Annotated in this window: 25 protein-coding genes, 1 rRNA gene and 1 other annotated feature; all 26 genes read left to right on the forward strand. The window is 46.9% G+C overall.

What is annotated here, in order from left to right; genetic code table 11:
• Window positions 1-6: 6 nt before the first annotated feature.
• Window positions 7-1,326: a UDP-N-acetylmuramate--L-alanine ligase gene (murC, locus tag HP548_RS06485; RefSeq protein ID WP_246317970.1), complete on the forward strand. Its 1,320-nt coding sequence runs from the start codon at window positions 7-9 to the stop codon at window positions 1,324-1,326.
• Window positions 1,327-1,445: 119 nt separating this feature from the next.
• Window positions 1,446-2,645: an SPOR domain-containing protein gene (locus HP548_RS33900; protein ID WP_175381196.1), complete on the forward strand. Its 1,200-nt coding sequence runs from the start codon at window positions 1,446-1,448 to the stop codon at window positions 2,643-2,645.
• 145 nt (window positions 2,646-2,790) lie between these two features.
• Window positions 2,791-3,033, forward strand: a complete 243-nt coding sequence (locus HP548_RS06495) for a DUF4321 domain-containing protein (RefSeq protein ID WP_024633972.1) — start codon at window positions 2,791-2,793, stop codon at window positions 3,031-3,033.
• A gap of 93 nt (window positions 3,034-3,126) precedes the next feature.
• Entirely contained in the window at window positions 3,127-3,738 is a 612-nt protein-coding gene (locus HP548_RS06500; protein ID WP_076290778.1) for a Maf family protein, read from the forward strand.
• A gap of 35 nt (window positions 3,739-3,773) precedes the next feature.
• Entirely contained in the window at window positions 3,774-4,463 is a 690-nt protein-coding gene (gene radC, locus HP548_RS06505; RefSeq protein ID WP_024633970.1) for a RadC family protein, read from the forward strand.
• 194 nt (window positions 4,464-4,657) lie between these two features.
• Entirely contained in the window at window positions 4,658-5,692 is a 1,035-nt protein-coding gene (locus HP548_RS06510) for a rod shape-determining protein (protein WP_076290777.1), read from the forward strand.
• A 188-nt stretch (window positions 5,693-5,880) separates the two neighbouring features.
• Window positions 5,881-6,753 (forward strand): rod shape-determining protein MreC, encoded by an 873-nt coding sequence (mreC, locus tag HP548_RS06515; protein WP_076290776.1) that lies wholly within the window; start codon window positions 5,881-5,883, stop codon window positions 6,751-6,753.
• A complete protein-coding gene (locus HP548_RS06520) occupies window positions 6,753-7,286 on the forward strand; it encodes a rod shape-determining protein MreD (protein WP_175381197.1) in 534 nt (177 codons plus the stop codon). The genes mreC and HP548_RS06520 overlap by 1 nt, the downstream gene beginning before the upstream one ends.
• Before the next feature lie 73 nt (window positions 7,287-7,359).
• A complete protein-coding gene (gene minC, locus HP548_RS06525) occupies window positions 7,360-8,022 on the forward strand; it encodes a septum site-determining protein MinC (protein WP_076290774.1) in 663 nt (220 codons plus the stop codon).
• 3 nt (window positions 8,023-8,025) lie between these two features.
• Complete coding sequence (gene minD, locus HP548_RS06530; RefSeq protein ID WP_053783092.1) at window positions 8,026-8,820, forward strand: septum site-determining protein MinD; 795 nt, start codon at window positions 8,026-8,028, stop codon at window positions 8,818-8,820.
• Window positions 8,821-9,046: 226 nt separating this feature from the next.
• Window positions 9,047-9,931: a M23 family metallopeptidase gene (locus tag HP548_RS06535; protein WP_175381198.1), complete on the forward strand. Its 885-nt coding sequence runs from the start codon at window positions 9,047-9,049 to the stop codon at window positions 9,929-9,931.
• The gene (locus HP548_RS06540) at window positions 9,924-10,784 is read left to right on the forward strand and encodes a site-2 protease family protein (protein WP_076290772.1); all 861 of its coding nucleotides are present in this window, start codon (window positions 9,924-9,926) and stop codon (window positions 10,782-10,784) included. Before HP548_RS06535 ends, HP548_RS06540 begins: the two co-directional genes overlap by 8 nt.
• A 104-nt stretch (window positions 10,785-10,888) precedes the next feature.
• Window positions 10,889-12,139, forward strand: coding sequence for an Rne/Rng family ribonuclease (locus tag HP548_RS06545; RefSeq protein WP_076290771.1), 1,251 nt, complete (start codon window positions 10,889-10,891; stop codon window positions 12,137-12,139).
• Between the two features lie 56 nt (window positions 12,140-12,195).
• Window positions 12,196-12,280, forward strand: a sequence feature (ribosomal protein L21 leader region).
• Window positions 12,281-12,294: 14 nt separating this feature from the next.
• On the forward strand, window positions 12,295-12,606 hold the full coding sequence (gene rplU / locus HP548_RS06550; RefSeq protein ID WP_062328098.1) for a 50S ribosomal protein L21: 312 nt from the start codon (window positions 12,295-12,297) through the stop codon (window positions 12,604-12,606).
• 13 nt (window positions 12,607-12,619) lie between these two features.
• Window positions 12,620-12,949 (forward strand): ribosomal-processing cysteine protease Prp, encoded by a 330-nt coding sequence (locus HP548_RS06555; protein ID WP_063568124.1) that lies wholly within the window; start codon window positions 12,620-12,622, stop codon window positions 12,947-12,949.
• A 23-nt stretch (window positions 12,950-12,972) separates the two neighbouring features.
• The gene (rpmA, locus tag HP548_RS06560) at window positions 12,973-13,284 is read left to right on the forward strand and encodes a 50S ribosomal protein L27 (protein ID WP_024633959.1); all 312 of its coding nucleotides are present in this window, start codon (window positions 12,973-12,975) and stop codon (window positions 13,282-13,284) included.
• Between the two features lie 151 nt (window positions 13,285-13,435).
• Window positions 13,436-14,173, forward strand: a complete 738-nt coding sequence (locus HP548_RS06565; protein ID WP_063568125.1) for a Spo0B domain-containing protein — start codon at window positions 13,436-13,438, stop codon at window positions 14,171-14,173.
• Window positions 14,174-14,190: 17 nt separating this feature from the next.
• Window positions 14,191-15,501, forward strand: coding sequence for a GTPase ObgE (gene obgE, locus HP548_RS06570; RefSeq protein WP_076290769.1), 1,311 nt, complete (start codon window positions 14,191-14,193; stop codon window positions 15,499-15,501).
• Window positions 15,502-15,733: 232 nt separating this feature from the next.
• The gene (locus tag HP548_RS06575; RefSeq protein WP_024633956.1) at window positions 15,734-16,171 is read left to right on the forward strand and encodes an ACT domain-containing protein; all 438 of its coding nucleotides are present in this window, start codon (window positions 15,734-15,736) and stop codon (window positions 16,169-16,171) included.
• Window positions 16,172-16,265: 94 nt separating this feature from the next.
• Window positions 16,266-17,552: a homoserine dehydrogenase gene (locus HP548_RS06580; protein WP_175381199.1), complete on the forward strand. Its 1,287-nt coding sequence runs from the start codon at window positions 16,266-16,268 to the stop codon at window positions 17,550-17,552.
• Window positions 17,553-17,678: 126 nt separating this feature from the next.
• Window positions 17,679-18,749 carry a threonine synthase gene (gene thrC / locus HP548_RS06585; RefSeq protein WP_099858130.1) on the forward strand — a complete coding sequence of 357 codons (1,071 nt, stop codon included), beginning with the start codon at window positions 17,679-17,681 and terminating at the stop codon, window positions 18,747-18,749.
• The gene (gene thrB / locus HP548_RS06590) at window positions 18,746-19,714 is read left to right on the forward strand and encodes a homoserine kinase (RefSeq protein WP_099858131.1); all 969 of its coding nucleotides are present in this window, start codon (window positions 18,746-18,748) and stop codon (window positions 19,712-19,714) included. Before thrC ends, thrB begins: the two co-directional genes overlap by 4 nt.
• Window positions 19,711-20,592, forward strand: a complete 882-nt coding sequence (pheA, locus tag HP548_RS06595; protein WP_175381200.1) for a prephenate dehydratase — start codon at window positions 19,711-19,713, stop codon at window positions 20,590-20,592. The genes thrB and pheA overlap by 4 nt, the downstream gene beginning before the upstream one ends.
• A gap of 139 nt (window positions 20,593-20,731) precedes the next feature.
• Window positions 20,732-21,616 (forward strand): branched-chain-amino-acid transaminase, encoded by an 885-nt coding sequence (gene ilvE, locus HP548_RS06600; RefSeq protein ID WP_076290954.1) that lies wholly within the window; start codon window positions 20,732-20,734, stop codon window positions 21,614-21,616.
• A gap of 194 nt (window positions 21,617-21,810) precedes the next feature.
• Window positions 21,811-23,436, forward strand: coding sequence for a LysM peptidoglycan-binding domain-containing protein (locus HP548_RS06605; RefSeq protein WP_175381201.1), 1,626 nt, complete (start codon window positions 21,811-21,813; stop codon window positions 23,434-23,436).
• 506 nt (window positions 23,437-23,942) lie between these two features.
• A 16S ribosomal RNA gene (locus HP548_RS06610) occupies window positions 23,943-24,015 on the forward strand; the annotation flags it as partial.

Below are 24,015 nucleotides of genomic sequence, written 5' to 3' on the forward strand. Positions count from 1 at the left end.
TATGGCATGAGTGCCATCGCGAGAGTTATGCTTGAGATGGGATACACCGTTACCGGATCGGATGTCGCTTCACAGGAGTTGACCGAGAAGCTGGCAGCCAAGGGAGCGAAAATATATATCGGACATACGGCAGAGCACGTAAATGGGGCAGACCTGGTTGTCTACTCTACGGCAGCTCCAGCTGATAATGTGGAACGGGTGGCAGCTGAAAAGCTGAACATCCCGATTCTGCATCGCGCCCAGATGCTCGCACGTTTGCTGAACGAGCGCAAAGGTGTGGCTGTAGCCGGTGCTCATGGCAAAACAACCACGTCATCCATGATTGCACTTGTTATGGATAAATGTGATACAGACCCGACATACATCATTGGCGGGGAAATCATGAACGTGGGGACCAACGCCAAGGCAGGCCAAGGCGACTGGGTCGTTGCCGAGGCAGACGAGAGCGACGGTTCATTTTTGCAGTATCACCCTTGGCTCGGTATTGTAACGAATATTGAAGCAGATCATCTTGAGAACTACAACAGTGATTTTGAGGAACTCAAAAAGGCTTATGTGCAGTTCCTGAGTCAGATTCGTCCAGAAGGCACGGCCATTGTGTGTGCTGACGACGAGAATGTTCAAGCCATTTTGCCTGAGCTGAAATCACGGGTAACCACATATGGCATTGATTATGCTGCTGATTATACGGCAACAGATATCGTGCTTGGCGACCGCCGAATTTCCTTCACGATGAGCCATCAGGACAATGTGCTGGGTACGGTGGAGTTGTCAGTCCCAGGTAAACATAACGTTTATAATGCCATGGCTACGGTTATTACCTGTCTCGAAGCAGGTATTCCATTTGAGAAAATTACAGCCGCTATTATCCAGTTCCATGGAGCGAAACGAAGATTCCAGGTGCTGGGTGAAGCACGTGATATGTTGATTATTGATGACTATGCTCATCACCCGACTGAAATTGAGGCTACAATCAGTGCGGCCAAAGCAACGGGGAAACGTATTATTGCGGTATTCCAGCCTCAGCGTTACACACGTACGTTCTTCCTGCTTGATGCGTTCAGTCGTGCCTTTGCAGAAGCGGATGAGGTTCTCATTACCGATATCTATTCCCCTGCGGGTGAAAAACAGATTGAAGGTGTTCACTCGGCTAGACTGGTTGAACTCATTGTTCAAAACAGCAATGCTTCTGCGCGTTATCTGCCGACAAAGGAAGAAGTTGTTGCAGATTTGCAGAACCGTCTTCAGCCAGGCGATCTTGTGCTCACGATGGGTGCAGGTGATATCTGGAAAGTTGGCGATACACTTGCCAAAGGGTTGAATTAATTACAATTGTAAAACCGTCTGACTTCATTGCGAAGCGGGCGGTTTTTTGCATGAAATGGAATGTTTCAGATTCTCTCCGCATATAGCTGTTATAAATGGGACAAAGGAGAGGGTACGGGGTGAGCAATGCTAGAATGACGTTTCGCTTTGGGGATAACGAGTCGGACAAGCCTGAAAACAAGGGGATATCCACATCCAGCACATTTGCAGCTTTGAGTGAAGAAATTCCGCACAGTCCAACGCCAACACCGACGCAGTTGAATACAGCGCCTTCATGGACACCAGAGGATATTCCCGGTGACTGGGGAGAGACGATGCTGACAGGCTCCACTGTACCTGAACCTTACCAAAGAACGGACAAAGATTCGAAACTCGATGAGCCTGGATACAGTTATAATCATCTAACTGCGTATCCCGAAGATGAGGACGAGAACAGGTCGGACGAGAATTATGGAGGCCATGATTGGCTTGCAAATAGTGAAAACTACTCTTATAAGCGAAATCGTCCCCCGAGGGGCTGGAAAATGATTGGTTCAGTAACGGGTGCACTTGTAACCGGGGCCCTCTTCGGCATGGTTATTCTTTCTTTTTTTAATCGGGAAGGGGCCGTGGATCCTGGGAGCAAGATCCCCGCCAATCAGGCGGTATCGGCTGTAACAGGTCAGCAGGGAGTGGCAGGTTCGGAACAGCAGATTCAGGCAACAACTACAGGCGGCAGCTACTATGCACTGCAATATGGTGTATTCAGTTCTCCTGAACGCGCAGAACAGGCGAAGGTGGAGCTGTCCCAGGCAGGCATAGCGGCAGGCTCCGATCCGGAGGATGGTAATCGGGTATATGCAGGCATTTCGGCTGACCGTGAGGAGGCCAAGCTGCTCAGCTCAAGGCTTAAGGCCGAAGGTGTGGAGCTGTACGTCAAGGAAATTGTCAATCCTGAAGTGAACCCGGCAGTATTCGGCGGAAAAGCAGAGGATGTACAGCATTTCTTCGCAAGCGGGGCGGCTTTGGTTGAACAACTGTCTACCCTTTCGATCCAGCAACTTGGTCAGTCCGTTCCTGAAGCCGTTTCAACCGAAACGATGACCTCATTACAAAATCAGCATCAGCTTTGGCTGACCGGTTTGAATAGTATTGCACCAGGCCTGAGTGCAGACGTACAACCCTATGTATCCGCGATGGAAAAATCGATGGCGAGTGCGGTAACGGCAATTGCCGAATACAACAAAAATCCGGCTAATGTGCATATGTGGTCTGTACAGTCCGATCTGATGGAATATGTATTACAGCAAAAAAAATGGCTTGAAGCGATAAAACAGTAATTACCACTTTCCCATAACACGGCCTTGAAATACCTATCCGGCAAGGAACTGGAAATAGTTCCCCTTGCCGGATTTGTGTTTGTATTGACGTACAAAACCCCGTATAATAATGTGGGTGTCAAAAAATGGCGAGGGAAGATCACCGATGAAAAAAAACTTCGGCATGTTATTGCTGTTTCTACTGCTCGGCTGGCTGGCCGGTGCGTGGATCGCCAAGGCACTGCAGCCTGTAAAGGCCGTTGCCTTTCTAACGAAAGCCACGACCATTCGTTGGTCGCCGCAGGCTGATCTGGATATTATCAGTTATGATATTTCACTTCAATTTCAAATGAGCCTCCTGAGTCTGATCGGTATTATTGCTGCTGTATGGCTGTATCGCAGGTTATAGGAGAATGACGAATTTTGACGAAGAAACTAAAAAAAATGATATCTACTAGCGTGATCCGACAGGATGTCGCCGTAGCATAAGGGGCCGGTTATTTTGGATAAAACACAACAGCGTCGCATTATTCTGGCTTCCACCTCGCCGCGGCGTAAAGAACTGATCGCATCACTCCATCTAGCTTTTGAAGTAATACCAAGTCACGCCGATGAAGATACACCCCCGGAATGGACTCCTGAACAGACGGTACAGGAGCTTGCGATGCGTAAGGCGCTTGCCGTTTATCGCGGGCTGGAAGGCCGTGAACAGGATGCTGTTATTGTTGGTAGTGACACTGTTGTCGTTCTGGACGGTGATATTCTTGGTAAACCCGTAGACGAAGCGGACGCCGAACGAATGTTATCTCGTCTACAGGGGCGTGTACACCGTGTTTTCACGGGAGTAGCTTGTATCGATGCAAGTAATGGACAATCCATGGTTCAGTACCGGCAGACCGATGTAACGATGAAGGAACTGTCTGAAGCTACGATTCGTGCGTATGTTCAGACTGGAGAGCCTTCGGACAAGGCAGGATCATATGCCATTCAGGGCATTGGTGCTTCGTTGGTAGAACGTGTTGAAGGATGTTATTTCAATGTGGTAGGCCTACCATTGTCCTTGCTTAGCGATATGCTGGATGGATTCGGCGTACATGTACTGCCACGTACATGAAATTCCGCAATTGACGATCTGAAAAGAGGGAACATATGGAGTCGCCTCAATATATGATGCGCGACATCCCCCAGGAAGAACGCCCGAGAGAACGCATGATGGAATACGGGGCGGGCGCCTTAAGCCATGCTGAATTGCTGGCGATCTTACTTCGAACTGGTACAAGACAGGAATCCGCAGTGCATATGGCACAGCGGATTCTGACCGAAGCGGGTGGAATTCGCTCGTTGATGGATTTGAGCCTGGAAGAATTGACTGCGATGAAGGGAATCGGCATGGCCAAGGCTGTACAGCTGAAAGCCAGCATTGAGCTTGGTCATCGAATTGCGAAGAGCAGACTTACACAGTCAACTTCAATTCGTACCCCTCGTGATGCGGCCGACATCCTTACTGAACAACTGCGTTACTTGCAGAAAGAACACTTTGTGTGTCTTTTCCTAAATAGCAAAAACCACATTATTGCCCAGGAAACACTCTCCATGGGTAGCCTTAACGCTTCGATTGTTCATCCGCGTGAAGTGTTCCGGGCTGCCATCAAATGCAGCAGCGCCTCTATTGTGTGCGCACACAACCATCCCAGTGGTGATCCTACGCCTAGTCCAGAGGACATCCAAATAACCAAAAGACTGATCGAGGCCGGTGCAATTGTTGGCATAGACGTGCTGGATCACATTATTATCGGAGATGGAACGTACGTAAGTTTGAAGGAGAAGGGCTTAGTATAATATAATGGTTGGCGTTGATGTTTTCCTATGAATGTTGACGGCGTTGTCCGTAGAAGATAGGTTCACTTTACTAATGCAAAACAATGCAACACAAAACAAATGCGAATATTAGCTCCACCACTATGGTGGGAATGAAAATGAAACGCTCTTGATTCACTGGGGCGGCTATATGAGGCAGAAAAGGAGATTACGTCATGTTTGGTGGTTTTACGAAAGATTTGGGTATTGATTTGGGGACAGCGAATACGCTGGTTTATGTACGTGGAAAAGGAATTGTGGTGCGCGAACCTTCGGTTGTCGCTATACGGACAGATACAAAAAGCATCGAGGCAGTAGGTGAATCTGCCAAAAAAATGATTGGACGTACACCAGGTAACATTCGTGCCATTCGTCCAATGAAAGACGGCGTTATTGCCGATTTCGATACAACGGCAACGATGATCAAATATTTCATCCGTGAGGCGCAGAAACAACGCTCCATGTTCCAACGTCATCCTAATGTGATGGTATGTGTACCATCGGGGATTACTGCAGTAGAACAACGCGCGGTTGAAGATGCAACCAAACAGGCTGGAGCACGTGAAGCCTATACGATTGAAGAGCCTTTTGCAGCTGCCATTGGTGCAGATCTGCCTGTATGGGAACCAACGGGTAGTATGGTTGTCGATATTGGTGGTGGTACAACGGAAGTGGCTGTCATCTCTCTTGGCGGTATTGTAACAAGCCGTTCGGTTCGTGTAGCGGGTGACGAGATGGATGAATCCGTGATTCAATACATTAAACGCCAGTATAATCTGATGATCGGTGAACGTACATCGGAGCAGTTGAAAATGGATATCGGATCAGCTATGCCGCTTGAGCAAGTGGAAACAATGGAAATTCGTGGACGCGACCTCGTTACAGGCTTGCCGAAGACGATTACGATTACTTCGGATGAAATCAGCGAAGCTCTGGCGGATACGGTGAATGCCATTGTTGAAGCTGTAAAAGTAACCTTGGAGAAATGTCCTCCTGAGCTGGCAGCAGATATTATGGACCGTGGTATTGTTCTCACAGGTGGCGGCGCATTGCTTCGCAATCTGGACAAGCTGCTTGCTGGTGAGACAGGAATGCCTGTTATCGTAGCAGAGAACCCGCTCGATTGCGTTGCAATCGGAACAGGTAAAGCGCTTGAGAATATTCATTTGTTCAAGAGCAGAAGCAGTTCGGCAGTTCGTTCCAAACGTTAATTGATATACGCTTTGCTTGGTTCGCTTCACGACCAAGGAGCATGATATCAACGAAGAGGACCCGGTTAACCCCGGGAGAGCTATTACCCGCATACCCGGGGAGAATCAGCTGATATTCTCGATGGGACTATAAGTCTGACAGTCTCCCCGCCGGGCATGGCTCGGAAGAGAATAATGGATGTTAGAGGGTGGTCGAACTGTTTAAACTGCTGGGTAACAAAAGACTTTTTGTTTTGCTGGTGGGCCTTGTTACATTTATCGCGTTAATGGGCTTTACGCTCGGTCCGCGAACCGCTCTATCCTGGCCGGAGAAATTCCTGAAGGATTCAGTCGGATTTGTACAATACGTATTTTACAAGCCCGCTTCTTCTGTAGCGGGCTTTTTCAAAGATTTGGCGAACATGCGTACGGTATATCAAGAAAATGAAGAGCTTCGTATTGCGATGGGTCACTATACCCGGGATCGGCTGAAATACAATGATATGGAGCAGGTGAATGAACAGCTCCAGAAAGCGCTCAATTTTACGGAAGAACAAAAGAATCGGTATAACTACGGTTCACGAATTGCTCAGGTCATCAGTGCTAACTCTGACCCGAACAGCAGAACGATTAATATCGACATTGGTGAAAATGCGGGAATTAAGGCTGGAATGGCTGTCACTTCGCAAGAGGGGCTGGTTGGGGTTGTCAGTCATGTCAGTTCATACACGTCAACCGTTAACCTGTTAACATCCATGGATGCTAATGATCCTACTTCCAATGCCATTGCAGCTACAGCGGTTGGTAAAGAAAAAGTGTTTGGTATGATTGAGAGTTATGATCCAAAGACCGGCATGCTCAAAATGACCAAGATCTCGGAAGATTCAGATATCAAAAAGGGTGATGAAATCATCTCCTCCGGGATTATCAACAATTTTCCAAAGTACATGCGTATCGGAGAAGTGCAGAAGGTTGAAGTTGGGGAATATGGCTTGACACGGACTGCGATTATTAAGCCATATGCAAGCTTTCTGGACTGGAAAGAGCTGATTGTGATTATCCCACCTGAGGTAAAAGAATAATGATAACGCGCAAGCAAGTCTTATTCCTGTTACTGTTCATTTTGTTCATTGTTGAAGGAACGATCCTTCCGCTGCTCATTCCTTCGGCTTGGCAAATGCGTATTTCTGCCAACCTGGTCTATATCGTGATTTTGTTTATTGCTGTATATCATCATCGGCACACGGCGTTGGTGCTTGGCATATTATTCGGACTCTTGCACGATGTCGTATTTTACGGCGAAATGATTGGACCATACGGATTCTCGATGGGATTATCGGCATATATGATGGGACTTATTTTTCAAGCGCCGCGCGCACCACTGCCCGTTATGGTTTCCGTCGTCCTTTTGGGAAGTCTGCTGAATGACACCATGTTATTCTTTCTGTACAAGCTCTTTCAACTCAATCATGTGACATTTGACTGGGCACTGCTTGAATACATGATTCCCAATTTGTTCATTCATTTTGTGTTCGCGCTGATCGTTTATGTTCCTCTTCGGAAACAACTGGAGCGAATTGGTAAGAGAAAGAGCAAAGCACAAGAAGCTTCTTGATACATTTATGGAGTGAGAAGCAGGAACTTGGGGACCCGGGCACGAAATGTAATGAGATGGGAGGGACAGGCTTATGACGGTAAAATCGAATCACGTAACGATTAAAGGCATCCGAGACGGCCTGGTTTTCCTGTTGGACGATCAATGTGAATTCGAGGAATTGCTCTACGAGCTCCGCTATAAGCTGGAACACAGCCATCAAAATATTTTGACCGGACCGATAGTTCATGTGGATATCAAACTGGGCAACCGGGAAGTGACGGAGAACCAGAAAGAAGCAATTCTTGATATATTGAAACAAAAAGGGAATTTGCTCATTCGTTCCATAGACTCACCGGCCCTTAAACCAGAGGTTAAAGGGCCGCCGCCGATTGTAACTATGTGTGGTATGGTACGTTCGGGTCAGGTGCTTCATCATGAAGGGAATCTACTGTTTCTTGGTGATATCAATCCGGGGGGCACAGTAACGTGTACCGGAGATATATATGTTTTGGGTTCACTCAGAGGCATGGCTCACGCTGGAATTGGTGGGGACGAAGACTCGATCATTGCTGCTTCGGTGTTTGCACCAACGCAGCTGCGGATCGCTGACATCATCAGCCGTCCTCCCGATGAGTGGGAGAGCCGAGAGACCGGTATGGAATTTGCTTATTTACAGGACAATCAGATGCAGATCGACAAGATGAGCAATATCGTTCGGTTGCGCCGAGATTTTAATGTGTTTAAAGGAGTGTAGCTCATGGGAGAGGCGATCGTGATCACTTCGGGTAAAGGCGGCGTTGGTAAAACAACCACCTCGGCAAACATCGGGACAGCGCTGGCGCTGCTCGGTAAAAAGGTTTGTCTGGTAGATACCGATATCGGCCTTCGCAATCTGGATGTCGTGATGGGACTCGAAAACCGGATCATTTATGATCTGTGCGACGTTGCAGACGGCCGCTGCCGACTGAATCAGGCTTTGGTCAAAGATAAACGTTTTGAAGAATTATATATGCTGCCTGCAGCACAAACGAGAGATAAGAACTCTGTGTCACCAGAACAGGTGAAGGACATTATTCTCGAATTGAAAAAAGATTTTGAATACGTCATTATTGATTGTCCAGCCGGAATTGAGCAGGGGTTCAAAAATGCGGTTGCAGGAGCTGACCAGGCGATTGTGGTCACTACACCAGAAAATGCGGCTGTGCGTGATGCGGACCGTGTCATTGGTTTGCTGGAGAGTTCGCACATTCAATCACCAAAATTGGTTGTGAACCGTATCCGCAACAATATGGTCAAATCAGGCGACATGCTCGACATTGACGGTATTTTACAAGTACTTAATATTGATCTGATCGGGATCGTTCCTGATGATGAACTTGTCATTAAGGCAGCCAACTCGGGAGAGCCCACCGTAATGAATCCGGATTCACTTGCGGCCATTGCCTATCGTAATATTGCCCGTCGAATTCTGGGAGACACCGTTCCTCTGATGCAATTGGAGCAAAAAAAAGGTGCTTTCACACGTTTTAAGAAGTTCTTTGGAATGGGTTAACTCGCTCTTTCTCATCACATTCATGTATGATAGCCGTGGCCCTCAAGCCCGGCTTTTTGAATATTATGGAGCATTTTTATTAAAGGCGTCTTGTATGAACAGGATATGTACTTCACAGGAGGACTCCACGTTGTGGGGTTATTTTTGCTTCCAACCGAAGCTTGTTCATATTATGAACGAGCCCCTCATAGGATGTAGTAAACAAGCCTCGGCGGGAGGACATTCCATGAATACGAAACTCAGAATCAAGCAGAGAAGAGAAGAACGCATTCGGCGGTTAATGGATGGGGCTACGGAAGAAATGATGCAGCAGCGAGAATCGGGCCCGGTATTCGACAAGCGTACATCTACGCAACGTAATCCCTTCTCGTCTGTGGATATACAAGAAAATCTACGAACGGCAAGATCTTCGTTGGCAGAACCGGAAAGAGATCCGGAATGGCTGTGGAAAAAAGAGAACGGACATTATGGTCCTGGCGGTCATCCGCGTTTTAATCTGATGAAGTCATTCGTGGGACGAACGGTGGTTAGCATTTTATTATTTGGCGGTGTCTGGGGATTGTTCCAGTTGAACACTTCGTGGACGACACCTGCCAAAACCGTGATCGCCGACATGCTGCATCGGGACATGGATTTTGCCTATGCTGCTGCCTGGTACGAACGGCATTTTGGCGGAACACCATCATTCCTGCCTGTTCTTGGACATACCACCGATCCTGTGAACAGCTCAGGTATTCGACACCTGCTCGGCAAACCGATCTCGGGAACCGTCGTTCAGCCTTTTGCACTGAGCATGAAAGGCATTGAGATTGTTCCCGAAGCTGGCGGTACGGGACTTGTTCAAGTAGTCAGTTCAGATGCGGGACGAGTACTTCAAGTATTGGATGATCCGGAAAATGGGACAACGGTTGTAATTCAGCACTCTGGTCAAGTCACAGCCATATACGGACGTTTGAACGAAAGTGAAGTCCAGGTGAATGATTGGGTAGAAGCGGGTGATGCGGTCGGCAGCCTAAAGAAGACTGGAAATGAGCAACCTGCCACATTGTATTTCGCTGTAAAAGAGGGCGAGCAGTACGTGGACCCTGCGGAAGTGGTTGCCCTTGATTAGGTTGTGGGGTGTACGTATCTCGTTTCATCCTTTTTTTGTGATTATCATGATGGCTTCCCTGCTGACCGGGAACTTTATTGAACTCATTACGTTGTTTGCCATCGTTTTTATTCATGAATGTGGACATGCTGCAGCGGCAGCCCTTCTGGGCTGCCGTGTCCTTTCGATACAGATGCTTCCTTTTGGCGGCGTCGCCGTTATTGAAGATGCCGGGAATATTACAGCCCGCCGGGAGATTATTATCGCTTTGGCAGGTCCCTTTCAAAATATGCTCATGGTTGGAGTTGTTTTGTTGCTGAAGTACGGGAACCTGGGAGACCCGCTTTTTTTGGATTATATTATACAGGGGAATCTGCTGATTGCCCTATTTAACCTGCTACCGGTGTTGCCGCTGGATGGCGGTAAAATTGTACAGGCACTCGTTAGTCTTGCTGCTCCCTACTATACGACATTGATGTGGACTTACAGAATCAGCATTCTGTGTAGTGCAGGGGTTATCTTGGTTGCCATCGGTCGGTGGTTTACCGGTGATTACGGGCTGCCTTTAAATATTCTGTTGGTCGGAATTTTTCTGTTCTATTCCAATGTGACGGATTACCGAAATATTCCATACCGTTTTATCCGATTTCTAATGAATCGTGAAAGTGCATTCACCCGACATGCAGCTACAGGTAGTTTGGCGCAGCCGATTATCTCATTTCCGGCGAAACCTTTGGAGACTATTTTGCGTCTATTAAAGAGAGAAAGATACCATATGATATATGTGATGAATAGACAGGGAAGAATCATGGCTGTTTTGCCTGAGCAGCGAATCATCGGTTCTTATTTCAAACAAGACACGGATAAGTTGTAGCATCTTGGTGGATATGTCCTGAATTGGGTTAATACATGTACAATGAGTATGCAAAGATACAGAATGGATGTGGATGAATTGAATTGTCTTCTAGAGGTGAAGCCATGAAACAAATGATTGTACATAATGAACATAACCTCATGCAAATGGCGCTTCTGGAAGAAGGCAAAGCTGTAGAATTCATGGCAGAGCGTACACGCGAGCGTGGACTGCTGGGTTCGTATTTCAAAGGACGGGTAGTGAACGTGTTACCAGGTATGCAAGCTGCTTTTGTGGATATCGGTCAGAAAAAGAATGCTTTTCTGTATGTGGACGATGTGTTGCATCCCAATCTGGAGAAACAACCCAAAGTGAAGCCTTCGATTTCGGAGCTGCTTCGTCCAGGTCAGGATGTAATCGTCCAGGTCCTGAAGGAGCCAGTAGGGAGCAAGGGAGCCCGGGTGACGACTCATTATTCGCTGCCGGGCCGATGGCTTGTCTACATGCCTTTAGCGGACTATGTGGCCGTCTCCAAAAAAATTGCCCGTGAGGGTGATCGATCCCGCCTCAAAACGCTGGGTGAACAGCTGAGACGGAACGAAGAGGGGCTTATCATACGAACCGTATCCGCAGAGGAACAGAGGGAAGCCATTCAGGCCGACCTGGAAACATTACGTGAGCAGTGGCGTCTGATTCGTGAAAAAGCGGATAGTTTGCCTTCACCAAGCCTGCTGCATCGAGACCACAGTATGGTTCAGCGGATCATTCGTGATGTGTATACGCCTGGCAGTGATGAAGTCATAACGGATAATGAAGCACAAGCCCGTGAATTGAGTGCTTTGCTGGAGGAAATCTGTCCAGGCCATCAACCTAAAGTACAGGTGTACCGGGGAGAAGAATCAATTTTTGCTGCTTATAGAGTGCAGGAGCAGTTGAACAGGGATTTCGCCCGTAAGGTATGGCTGCCTGGTGGCGGCTATATTGTCATTGATCATACCGAGGCGCTCACTGTAGTCGATGTCAATACAGGCAAGTACACGGGAGCAGGCGGTGACAGTCTGGAAGAGACCGTAACGGAAACGAACATGCAGGCAGCGGTTGAGATCGCCCGTTTAATGCGTCTTCGGGATATCGGCGGCATGATTATTGTGGACTTCATTGATATGGAGGAAGCGATGAACCGGCATGAAGTTGCGGCAACGCTGGAAAATGAACTCAAGAAGGATCGAACCAAGGCTTTTGTGATGGGTTGGACCAAGCTGGGGTTGCTCGAACTTACCCGTAAGAAGGTACGAGAAGAGAGCACGCTCCCATACGTGGAGCCGTGTTCTTCCTGTCATGGGACAGGCAAAAGATATATTTCGCCGTTGCATTGATTTTTAGTATGGTTGGTGGTATAATTATCAGGTATGTGTTTAGCCTATTGGTCTTGCACATGCTGTAACCGCACTGGCCGGGTACAAGAACAGTTCCGCAAGGACACTGTCACCTGAGACCGGGCGAGTCTGAGACATGAGGAGGTGCAAGGCAAATGTACGCAATTATTGAAACAGGTGGCAAACAGTACAAAGTCCAAGAGGGCGATGTTCTGTTCATCGAGAAATTGACTGCGAACGATGGCGAAAGCGTAACGTTCGACCGTGTCCTGGCTGTATCTAACGATCAAGGTTTGACAGCAGGTACACCATTGGTTTCCGGAGCAACTGTAACGGCTAAAGTGGAGAAACATGGCAAAGGACAAAAGGTTGTTGTATACAAATACAAACCTAAAAAGAACTACCATGTGAAGCAAGGTCACCGTCAACCGTATACAAAAGTAACTATCGAAGCAATCAAAGCGTAAGAAGGTGCGATAAGTGATTATCGTTCAAATCTTTCGTAATGATGACGGGAGCATCGATCGTTTCTCCATCAAAGGGCATGCTAATTTTGCCAAGCGGGGAGAAGACATCGTATGTGCCGGGGTATCCGCTGTTACAGTGGGTACGGTGAACTCGATTGAAACACTGACTGGTGTCGAAATGGACGCCAAGATGAAGAATGGCTTTTTAAGCGCTTCTTTACCGGTGCTGGAGAAAGACGGAACTTGGTCCCAGGTACAATTGCTACTCGAATCCATGGTGCTTATGCTCACTGATATTGCAGAGTCATACGGAAAGTATATTCAGATAGAGCAAGTCAAATAATTAAAGAAGGAGGACAACCAATCATGTTGAAATTAAATCTTCAGTTATTCGCATCGAAAAAAGGTGTAGGTTCCACGAAGAATGGTCGTGACAGTAACGCACAACGCCTTGGCGTTAAACGTGCTGACGGACAAACAGTAACTGGTGGTAGCATTCTCGTTCGCCAACGCGGAACGAAAATTCACCCAGGTACTAACGTGGGTATCGGTAAAGATGACACTTTGTTTGCGAAAGTTGACGGCGTTGTGAAATTCGAACGTTGGGGACGCGATCGTAAAAAAGTAAGCATCTACCCTGTGAATGTTGCTCCAGTAGCAGCTGCAGTAGAAGCATAATATCGGCATTCCGCCTAAGGAGCCTTCGGCATTTTTGCCGGAGGCTTTTTGTATTTATAGGTTATTCGATAATGAACTGGCAGAAAAGACATGTTATACTTGGTTACGGTGGGGTTTAAACCAACCGAGTTTTGTAGAACGGGGAGAAGCCATGAAATCTTGGAAAAGAGTGCCCTGGATTGCGGCATGTTCACTTCTGATTCCTTTGGTTTTCGTTATGCTGTATCCAGTGATTATTTCAATTGCTGTATACGCATTGTGGTCCGTCGCGGTGCTTTTTGTTTCTGTGAATGTGATGAAGAGACAGGCAGAGGCGGAACGCAGAACCATCATACAATCTATGGAAAAGACAGCAATTGCATCATTAAATCATCATAGGCATGATTGGATGAACGATCTTCAGGTATTGTATGGATATCTTAGACTGGGCAAACTTGATAAATCAGTGCAATGTGTGGAAAGAATAGTAGAGCGGGTTAACGAAGAAAGCCGAATCTCCAGATTGGGTATTCCTTCACTCGTATTTTATCTTCAATCTTTCCGGACCAGTGGAGTCGCTCTGGAATTGCATGTGGTCGTAGAGGAAGAGTTGCAGCTTAGTGCTCTGGTCTCTCCCGAGGATGGCGAGTCGCTTACGGGGGCGATTGCCGATGCGATTCGAGCCTATCAATATGGCGGCGGCCGGTCGTCTTGGGGAGAGGTTCGCAAACTGACCTTGAACTTCGGACAGGATCACGGAGATGTGGTTGTCCGGCTGGATGGGGATCAAACACCCGATCCGGAAACATTGCGGCAGCTCAATGCCGTACTCAAAGGAAAAAAAGTCAGAACGGAGCAGCTTCCGTCTGAGGATACGTTTATACAATTCAGAATGCCTTGCGGAATATAGGAAGAAGGGGTTAACCAATGTTTGTAGATAAAGCGAAGATTTATGTGAAAGCCGGAGACGGAGGGGACGGAATTATTTCGTTTCGTCGTGAGAAGTATGTACCGAACGGCGGACCTGCCGGAGGTGATGGAGGCAGAGGAGCTGACATCATTTTCCGTGTGGATGAAGGTCTGCGTACGTTGATGGATTTCCGTTACCAGCGTCACTTCAAGGCCCCTCGTGGTGAGAAGGGACGTAATAAAAGTCAGCATGGCGCGAACGCTGAGAACATGATTGTACGTATTCCACCTGGAACCGTCATTTTGGATGAAGACAGTGGAGAAGTACTGGCTGATTTGACGCGTCATGGTCAACAGGTTGTTGTTGCTCGTGGCGGACGGGGCGGACGGGGAAACATTCGTTTTGCCACGCCTAACAATCCAGCGCCAGAACTGGCCGAAAATGGCGAAGAAGGTCAAGAACGTTACATCGTACTTGAGCTTAAGGTCATGGCAGATGTCGGTTTGGTTGGTTTCCCAAGTGTCGGGAAATCCACACTGTTGTCTGTTGTTTCGGCAGCCAAGCCAAAGATTGGAGCATATCATTTTACAACCATTACTCCTAACCTGGGTGTTGTTGGTGTGGGTGAAGGTCGCAGCTTTGTTATGGCCGACTTGCCGGGCCTGATTGAAGGTGCCCACGAAGGTATTGGGCTTGGACATGAGTTCTTGCGTCACGTAGAACGTACACGCATTATCGTTCATGTCGTTGATATGTCTGGTTCAGAAGGACGTGATCCGTTCGAAGACTGGCAGAAAATCAACGAGGAACTCAAATTGTACAATCCTGTCCTCGCTGAGAGACCACAAGTTGTAGCAGCGAATAAAATGGACATGCCGGATTCCGAGGCTAATCTGGAAGAGTTTTTGCAGAAGGCTCGTGAAGTTCAACCGGATATTGAAGTTATGCCTATTTCGTCCCTGACACGGAAAGGGATTCAAGAGCTCCTGTATCGTGCGGCTGATCTGCTGGATCAAATTCCGGACGAGCCAATGGTTGAAGAAGTTGCTGACTTATCTGAACGCAAAGTATACAGCTTGGACAAAAAAGAGGACGATGGCTTCCGTATTGTACGGGAGAATGAAATCTTCGTTGTCGAAAGTGCCAAGATTGAACGTATGATGAAACGGATGCAGCTGAATTCGCATGAAGCGATTCTCAAACTGGCGCGTACATTGCGTCATATGGGTGTGGATGCGGAACTGCGTAAACGCGGAGCTGAAGAAGGCACCATTGTGCGCATTGGCGACTTTGAGTTCGAATTTGTGGAAGGTAGCAGCTACTATTAAGATATAAGTGCAGCCCTTACCAATATAAAGGATTAAAACATATACGCAGAGTAGTGGGAGATAACCCGCTGCTCTGCGTTTTTTTATATTTCCTTACCTGCGCGCGGGATAAACTTGTATACTGTTAGGAATAGTTTTTCAAAAATAGACATGTGAGGTATTGCCCTTTTGAGATAGATCCTATATAATGTCCACTATATGAATACATGAGTCTTTGAGGAGAGGACGTTCTGTGAATGAACGCTATTACTTAGTACGGGAAGACATTTTGCCAGAGGCTGTGGTGAAGACCATGCAGGTAAAAGAACTGCTAGCTTCCGGGGATGTCAAAACAGTCCATGAGGCGGTTGAACAGGTTGGATTAAGCCGGAGCGCTTTTTATAAGTACAAGGATGGCATCCATTTGATCAATCAGCTTGAACGGGAGCGAATTGTAACGATCTCCATTGATTTGGAGCATCAGTCAGGAATATTGTCTCGTGTGCTCGGACATGTAGCTGGTTATGGAGCCAACGTGCTAACCATTAATCAGAGTATCCCGCTCCAGGGAAGAGCCAATGTCGTCATTTCAGTGGAGACATCACATCTTCATGGGGAAATCGGAGAAATGCTCGACCGGATGCAGGATATGCCCGGAGTTCGACGCACGCGCATTGTTGGCCAAGGCTAATTAGACGTTAACGTAAAACGTTTAGGAATAAGATCTATGTATGGTTAAATCGTTCAGGGGTGAAGGAGAAAAAGACATTGGGGGTAGATCGTTAGTGAAACCAGTAAAAGTGGGACTGTTGGGTCTGGGCACGGTGGGTACTGGGGTCGTTCGCATCGTGGAAGGAAATCAGGAGGATCTGAGCAGTCAGGTTGGATCACCGATCGTTATTGAGAAGATTGCAGTGAAGAATACGGAGAAGGATCGTGTCATTTCTGTGGACCGTGCCAAGCTCACTGAAGATCCTTGGGAAGTCATTCGTCACCCAGATATAGATGTTATCGTGGAAGTTATGGGCGGCATTGATCAGACCAAAGAGTACATCCTTGAAGCACTGGAGCGGGGCAAGCATATCGTAACCGCGAACAAGGATTTAATGGCTTTGCACGGTTCCGAGATCTTGGCCAAGGCACAGGAAAAGCAATGTGATGTATTCTACGAAGCGAGTGTGGCTGGTGGCATTCCGATCATCCGCACGTTGATTGAAGGTTTCTCATCCGACCGGATTACCCGCATTATGGGGATAGTGAACGGAACAACGAACTTTATTTTGACCAAAATGAGCCAGGAAGGTGCCTCATATGAAGAGGTTCTGGCAGAGGCTCAAGCACTCGGATATGCAGAAACCGATCCAACTTCGGATGTCGAAGGACTCGATGCAGCTCGCAAAATGGCGATTCTGGGTACTTTGGGCTTCCGAACCAATGTGGAACTGAAAGATGTGACCGTTAGGGGGATTACTTCCGTAACCCGTGAAGATATTACGTATGCCAAAAGACTTGGTTATGAAATGAAACTGCTGGGTATCGCAGATCGTCGAGATGATGAGATCACCATAAGTGTTCAGCCGACGATGGTAAGACAGAATCATCCAATTGCTTCCGTCAATGGCGTGTTCAACGCAGTGTATGTACATGGCGAAGCTGTAGGTGAGACGATGTTCTACGGTGCGGGTGCAGGCGAGCTTCCGACGGCAACTTCTGTAGTAGCGGATATCGTGGCTGTGATCAAAAACCTGAAGCTGGGTGTGAATGGTCTCAAAGCGATTGTGCCTTATAAACAGAAGCGTCTGCAAAGTGACGAACACATTATGTCGAAAAACTTTATTTTGCTGCATGTGGATGACAAGGCAGGGGTACTGGCGCAAATTACCCAAATCTTTGCTGAATACGAAGTCAGCCTGGCTTCAGTTGTGCAACAGCCGAACGAACACAACCCAGATGCTGAGATCATCATTGTTACGCATAACGCTAGCAAGGCAAGCATGGATAAAGTATTGAAACACTTTGAATCACTTGCTGTCATTCGTCGCATTAAGAGTGTGTACCGGGTAGAAGGATAACTCGCCCCCAAATTCCGGTTTGAATTTCAGGTCTAAGCTAAGTTTAAGATACACGCCTAACCATATTGAGGTATGCAATCATATTAATCATATTCGGATTATTAACGACAAAGGAGTTTACCCACAATGAGATATCAAGGATTACTGCAAACGTATAGAGAACACCTTCCGGTTAATGAAAACACGCCCCTGCTTACGCTTCATGAAGGAAACACACCCCTGGTTCATGCGGAGAATCTGTCTGAGGAGCTTGGATTGAATTTATATTTCAAATATGAAGGTCTGAATCCGACTGGTTCATTTAAAGATCGCGGAATGGTTATGGCTGTTGCTAAAGCGATGGAAGAAGGCAGCCGCACGATCATGTGTGCATCGACAGGTAACACTTCAGCGGCTGCAGCAGCCTATGCGGCTCGTGCTGGTCTGAATTGTATTGTTTTGATCCCGAATAACAACATTGCGCTGGGTAAACTAGCTCAGGCTATAATCTATGGAGCTAAAGTTATTGCGATTAATGGCAACTTTGACCGTGCATTGGAAATTGTGCGTGAAATTACAGCCAAGCATCCAATTACGCTCGTGAACTCCGTGAATCCGTTCCGGATTGAAGGACAGAAAACGGCTGCGTTTGAAGTCATTGAACAGCTTGGTCAAGCACCTGATGTACTTGCCATTCCAGTGGGCAACGCAGGGAACATCTCGGCTTACTGGAAAGGATTCAAAGAGTATAAAGAAGCAGGCAAATCGAACTCCCTGCCACGTATGGTTGGTTTTGAAGCGGAAGGCGCAATGGCAATTGTCAAAGGTGAACCGATCCTTGAGCCTGAAACCGTAGCAACGGCTATTCGAATTGGTAATCCTGCAAGTTGGAAAACAGCTGTAGCTGCAGCTGAAGAGTCTGGCGGACAGATTAATTATGTAACTGATGAAGAAATTCTGACAGCATATCGTACGATCGCCGCTCGTGAAGGGATTTTTGCTGAACCTGCATCCGCTGCTTCCGTTGCTGGTGTATACAAACTGAAGAGTGAAGGATACTTTAAAGGTGGAGAGACTGTGGTTTGTGTTCTGACAGGACATGGTCTAAAAGACCCTAATATTGCAATCAAAACGGTAGCGACTGAACCACTTGTTGTGGAAGATTCTGAAGAAGCGGTTATGGCGGCAATTGCACAATTGGAGCAACAATCCGTATGAGTTTGAAGCAAAGGGTAACTGTTAAGGTACCTGCAAGTACAGCCAATCTGGGTCCAGGGTTTGATACCCTGGGCATGGCATTGTCTCTGTATGCATGGCTTGAGATGAAACCGGCTGAGCAGACAACATTCCATTTACATGGAGATCATCTGACGGGTTTGCCAACAGATAAATCCAATTTGTTATATGAAGTCGCGCAGATGGTCTTCAACGAAGCCGGAATCTCCGTGCCGGAGTTGGAGATTTCCATGTATTCCGATATTCCGCTTACTCGGGGACTGGGAAGCAGTGCATCCGCCATCGTGGGCGCGTTGGCTGCTGCTAATGCTTTAATAGGCACTCCTTTATCTGATGCCAAACTTCTGGACATGGCTACGTCGCTGGAGAAACATCCGGATAATGTAGGAGCTTCACTATATGGAGGTATCATTACAGCAGCGTGGGATGGCAGTCGGGTAGACCATATTATCATTGAGCCGCATCAGGACTTGCAGACGTTGGTCATCGTACCGGACTTCGAGTTGTCCACTTCGAAAGCAAGAAATGTAATTCCACAGCAGTTTGACAAGTCTGATGTCATTCACAACATAAGCAGATCATCCTTACTCGTTGCAGCTTTGGCAAGTGGGAGATTGGACATGATTCAAAAGGCGATGTCTGACCGAATTCATCAACCTTACAGAGCATCCTTGGTACCCGGTATGGCTGAGATCCTGGAAAATGCGGTCAGTCATGGAGCCCTGGGGGCTGCATTGAGTGGAGCCGGACCTACCGTTTTGACGTTGGTAGATCGTCATGATACTCGTAAGCTCGAACTGGAGCAATATTTGATAGACACAATGAGCCGTGAAGGCATCACTGCTTCTGCATTGTGGTTGGATCCGGATCTGGACGGTGTTACCGTACTGCCTGATCAAGATGAAAGTCCGTTTATGGACAGAGTTAAAGGGGAAGTTAACGCATGAAACGAATTGCAGTATTACCTGAAGGTTCAGTTTCCCATGAAGCAGTAGATTTTCTGTTTAATGGGGAGCCTTTGGAATTGCTTCATTCCAAGCTGATTTCTGATGTTTTCCGGGCTACGGATAGTGGGAAGTCCCAGTACAGTGTCATACCCATTGAGAATACGATTGAAGGCTCTGTTAGTTTGCATATGGACTGGCTGGTTAACGAAGTTGATATTCCGATGCAAGCAGAATGGGTTTATCCATCCATCCAGAATGTCATTGGACATGGCTCCGAGTTCAGGGCAGAGAGTGGTGAATATGATTTCGGAAAAATTACGAAGATCATGTCCCATCCTGTAGCGATTCCGCAGTGCCAGAATTTTATTCGCTTACATTCACCTGGAGCAGACCTTGAGGGTGTAAACAGTACAGCGGAAGCTGTAGAAATTGTGAAAAAAAACCCTGGCAAAGGCTGGGTCGCGATTGGCACCAGGCTGGCTGCACAGAAGCACGGTTTGGACATTATGGCTGAACGGGTTACCGACCATGACAACAACTATACTCGTTTTGTGCTAATAGGTCATGAACCTGTTCAGATACCACGAGAGCCTGATCATGTAAAAACCAGTTTGCTTGTTACATTGCCTGAAGATGCACCGGGTGCATTGCATCAGGTGTTGTCGGCTTTTGCCTGGCGGAAGCTGAACCTGACCCGACTGGAATCTCGTCCAACGAAGAAAAGGTTGGGGAGTTATTATTTTTACATTGATGTTGAGGAAAGTGCAGATTCGATATTGCTTACCGCAGCCATGGCTGAGATTGAGGCTTTGAATTGTCAGGTACGTATTCTTGGCAGCTATCCGTGTTATACATATCCTTCGTTGAAAACGACCTGAATCAGGACGTACATTGTTGAAGGTTGTCATAAGACTGGGTAAAATGAGCAAGAAATAGCTTGTCATTTGTTGTACAATGAACGAGATAAATGTAGTTTCGGAATCTAGGAATGGAAATTTTATGGAGGTGCAGTCATCGGTGTCAGAACAATGGATTTATTTGGATGGTCAATATGTGACCAAAGAGAACGCAACCGTTTCGGTATATGATCATGGATTTTTGTATGGAGACGGTATTTTCGAAGGTATTCGGATTTATAACGGTAACATTTTCAGATGCAAAGCGCATTTGGATCGTTTGTACGATTCAGCTAAATCCATCAGTCTGAACATTCCACTGTCTTATGATGAGATGCTGGAAGTGATGGCTGAAACGGTCCGTCGCAATGATATGCGTAACGGTTATATTCGTCTGATCGTTTCACGTGGACCTGGTAACTTGGGTCTTGATCCGCTGCGTTGCCCGAAAGCGTCCGTTATCATCATTGTAGAGCAACTGGCAATCTATCCGGAGGAAGCTTATCTTACTGGGCTAAAAGCCGTGTCTGTATCCCAGCGCCGCAACATACCGGACGCATTGAATCCAAAGATTAAATCATTGAACTATCTGAACAACATTCTTGTTAAAATACAGTCTAACTACTCAGGTGCTGGTGAAGCGATTATGCTGAATTCCCAAGGTTACGTTACTGAGGGTTCAAGTGATAACATCTTCATCATCAAAAATGGTGTAGTTTATACGCCACCTTGTTATCTTGGTGCATTAGAGGGAATTACACGTCAGGCCATTATCGATCTGTGCGGTGAGCTGGATCTTGAATTAAAAGAAGTGCCATTTACGCTACATGATGTGTACATTGCCGACGAAGTCTTTTTCACTGGAACAGCTGCAGAAGTTATTGCTGCTTATGAGGTGGACGGCAGAACGATTGGAACGGGTGTTGCAGGTCCTGTAACCTTGAGGCTGCTGGAAGCATTCCGTCAAATTGTCGACAAAGATGGTTACAAAGTTTGGGAAGATTAATTGGAACGAACTGAATAGGGAAGCAGGAAATCCTTCTTGTCTCAGAAACTCAGCATACCTGAAGTATGCGGTTTTTAGGGCGAGGAGGATTTTTTTTGCTTAGTTGATGTCATTGGCCCAATTTCTGCATAGGATGTAGTAACGGTATGGGCGAATGCACTGCCCAAGTATCACGTCTAGGAGGTTAGTTCCAAGTGAAAATACACATGGTGAAAAAAGGCGACACATTATATCTGCTGTCCCAAAAATATAATGTAGCGTTGGACAAAATTATCGCAGCTAATCCGCAAATTTCAAATCCTGACAAGTTGGAGATCGGCATGAAGGTCAAAATTCCTGCGGAGCCTGTAACACCAAAGCCAGAAGGCGTGTTGCACAGTCATAAAGTCCAGCAAGGCGATTCATTATGGAAGTTGTCACAGGCTTGGGGAGTTCCGTTGAAAGATATGATCAATGCGAACCCACAATTGAAAAATCCTAATGCTCTTCTTGTAGGGGAGACCGTGTACATTCCATCTGCGAATGCACCAGGGAACACGGCTTCAGAAAATGGTACATCACCCAATGTTGCTCATGAGAAGCTGTCTCCTGAAGGGAAGGAATACACGGGAGTTAAAGAAGAAACGGCTCCAGTCGTACCAGTAGTCCCAGTGCCTGTACCAGCACCTGTACCGGAAGTCTCCAATGCGGTTCCGGCTCCTGTACCTGCAAATCCGGTCCTACCTAATATCAAGCCAGAAGTGGAAGTGTTACCACAGTTACCTGAAATTCCTGAAGAGAAGCCGCAGAAGGAAGCTCAGAAGAAAGAAAATACCAAATCCGAAGTGCAATTAAAACCGATAACTGAAGCGCCGACGTATACGATGCCTAATATCTCACCTGAAGTCCTGCCTTTACCTGTAATACCTAACAACACGGAATGGCCTACAGAAGTAGCTCCTGCGACCAAAGCTCCATGTGGTTGCGGTAGTAAAATGCTGCATGCTCCTGCCGAGCATCCATATGCCCAAGTTCCTGTACCTGCACAAGAGGTATACACTACTCCACAAAACATGTATACGGCTGGGGCGAACGACAATGCTACATTCCCAGGTATACCTGAAGTGAGTCCGTACTCCATAGGTCATACATCCAACATGCCTTGGACCGGCACGGAGTATAATCATAACAACGTTATGCCGAACGTATCTGCTGAGATGCAGAACAACTCATATCCGATCGCTCCATCAGGTCAAGTGAACAGCCCATACCCTCCATTTGCAGCCAATGAGCATATGAACCACCAACCGCCTCATATTTCTCCCTACTCTATGCTTCCGTACCCGCCATGTGGATGTGGCAACCATCACATGCCCAACCATCAATACGCACATCCCTCACATAACTACCAGAACCCAGCGTGGGGCACATACAATCCTTATGGGATGCAACCTGAAATGACCACCTCCATGATGCCTAATCAGCCATTGGAGTATGCCTATCAAAATCCATACCCTACTCAGAACATGGTGCCGCCGTCTCCATTAGGTGCATTTGGTGAACTGTATCCTCCAGAAGGTAAGGGGGAAGGCAAAAAGGGTGGACGTGACGAGGCTAACTTAAGCCAGTCTTCTACAGAGAGTGAGACTGAGTTCAATCTGGATGCGAAGCCCAAACAAGCAGCCAAAACAGGAACTGCGAAACGCAGAACAGCCAAACCTGCTGCCAAAGCTAAATCTAAAGTATCTGTATCCGGGAAACAATCAAGAGAACGCACAGGGATAACCACTAAACGTAGTTCTGACAACAAAAAGCGTAGAAATCCCTGGATACAGCAATAACACTGTAAAGTAACGGAAAACCGTAAATCTTCAAAAGGTCGACTCTGAGAAGAGCCGGCCTTTTGAGTTTTTGTATGGAGAGTAGGGTAATCCTAATGAAGTATGGAAGTGTCACGCTTGTAAGGTTCTTTAGTAGATATCAAGAAAGAAAACTCTTAATGTGGACGGAATTGTTGGGGAATAGAGCTCCAAATTCGCTAAAGTTTTTAGTGGGGGCACTGGGGGCTTAGAATCTATTAAAAGTTTTTTCGAAAAAACTATTGCATTGGTTTCATCAGTATGATATATTATTTAAGTCGCCGCTGAAACACAGCGTTGACAACGAAAAGAGTAACACAAACAAGTTTGATCTTTGAAAACTGAACAACGAGTGAGTAACGATCTTGCTTGCAAGATCGACGCTGAGAAATCGGTACACGTCTTCGGACTGTATGATTTTGAAGCAAAATAAATGAGATTTTTAATCTCGTCAGTTTCAAAATGAGCTTATCGCTCTTTTCAATACTTTATTGGAGAGTTTGATCCTGGCTCAGGACGAACGCTGGCGGCATGCCTAATACATGCAAGTCGAGCGGACTT

Origin of the sequence: Paenibacillus taichungensis (assembly GCF_013359905.1) — a bacterium.
GTDB classification, from domain to species: Bacteria; Bacillota; Bacilli; order Paenibacillales; family Paenibacillaceae; genus Paenibacillus; species Paenibacillus taichungensis.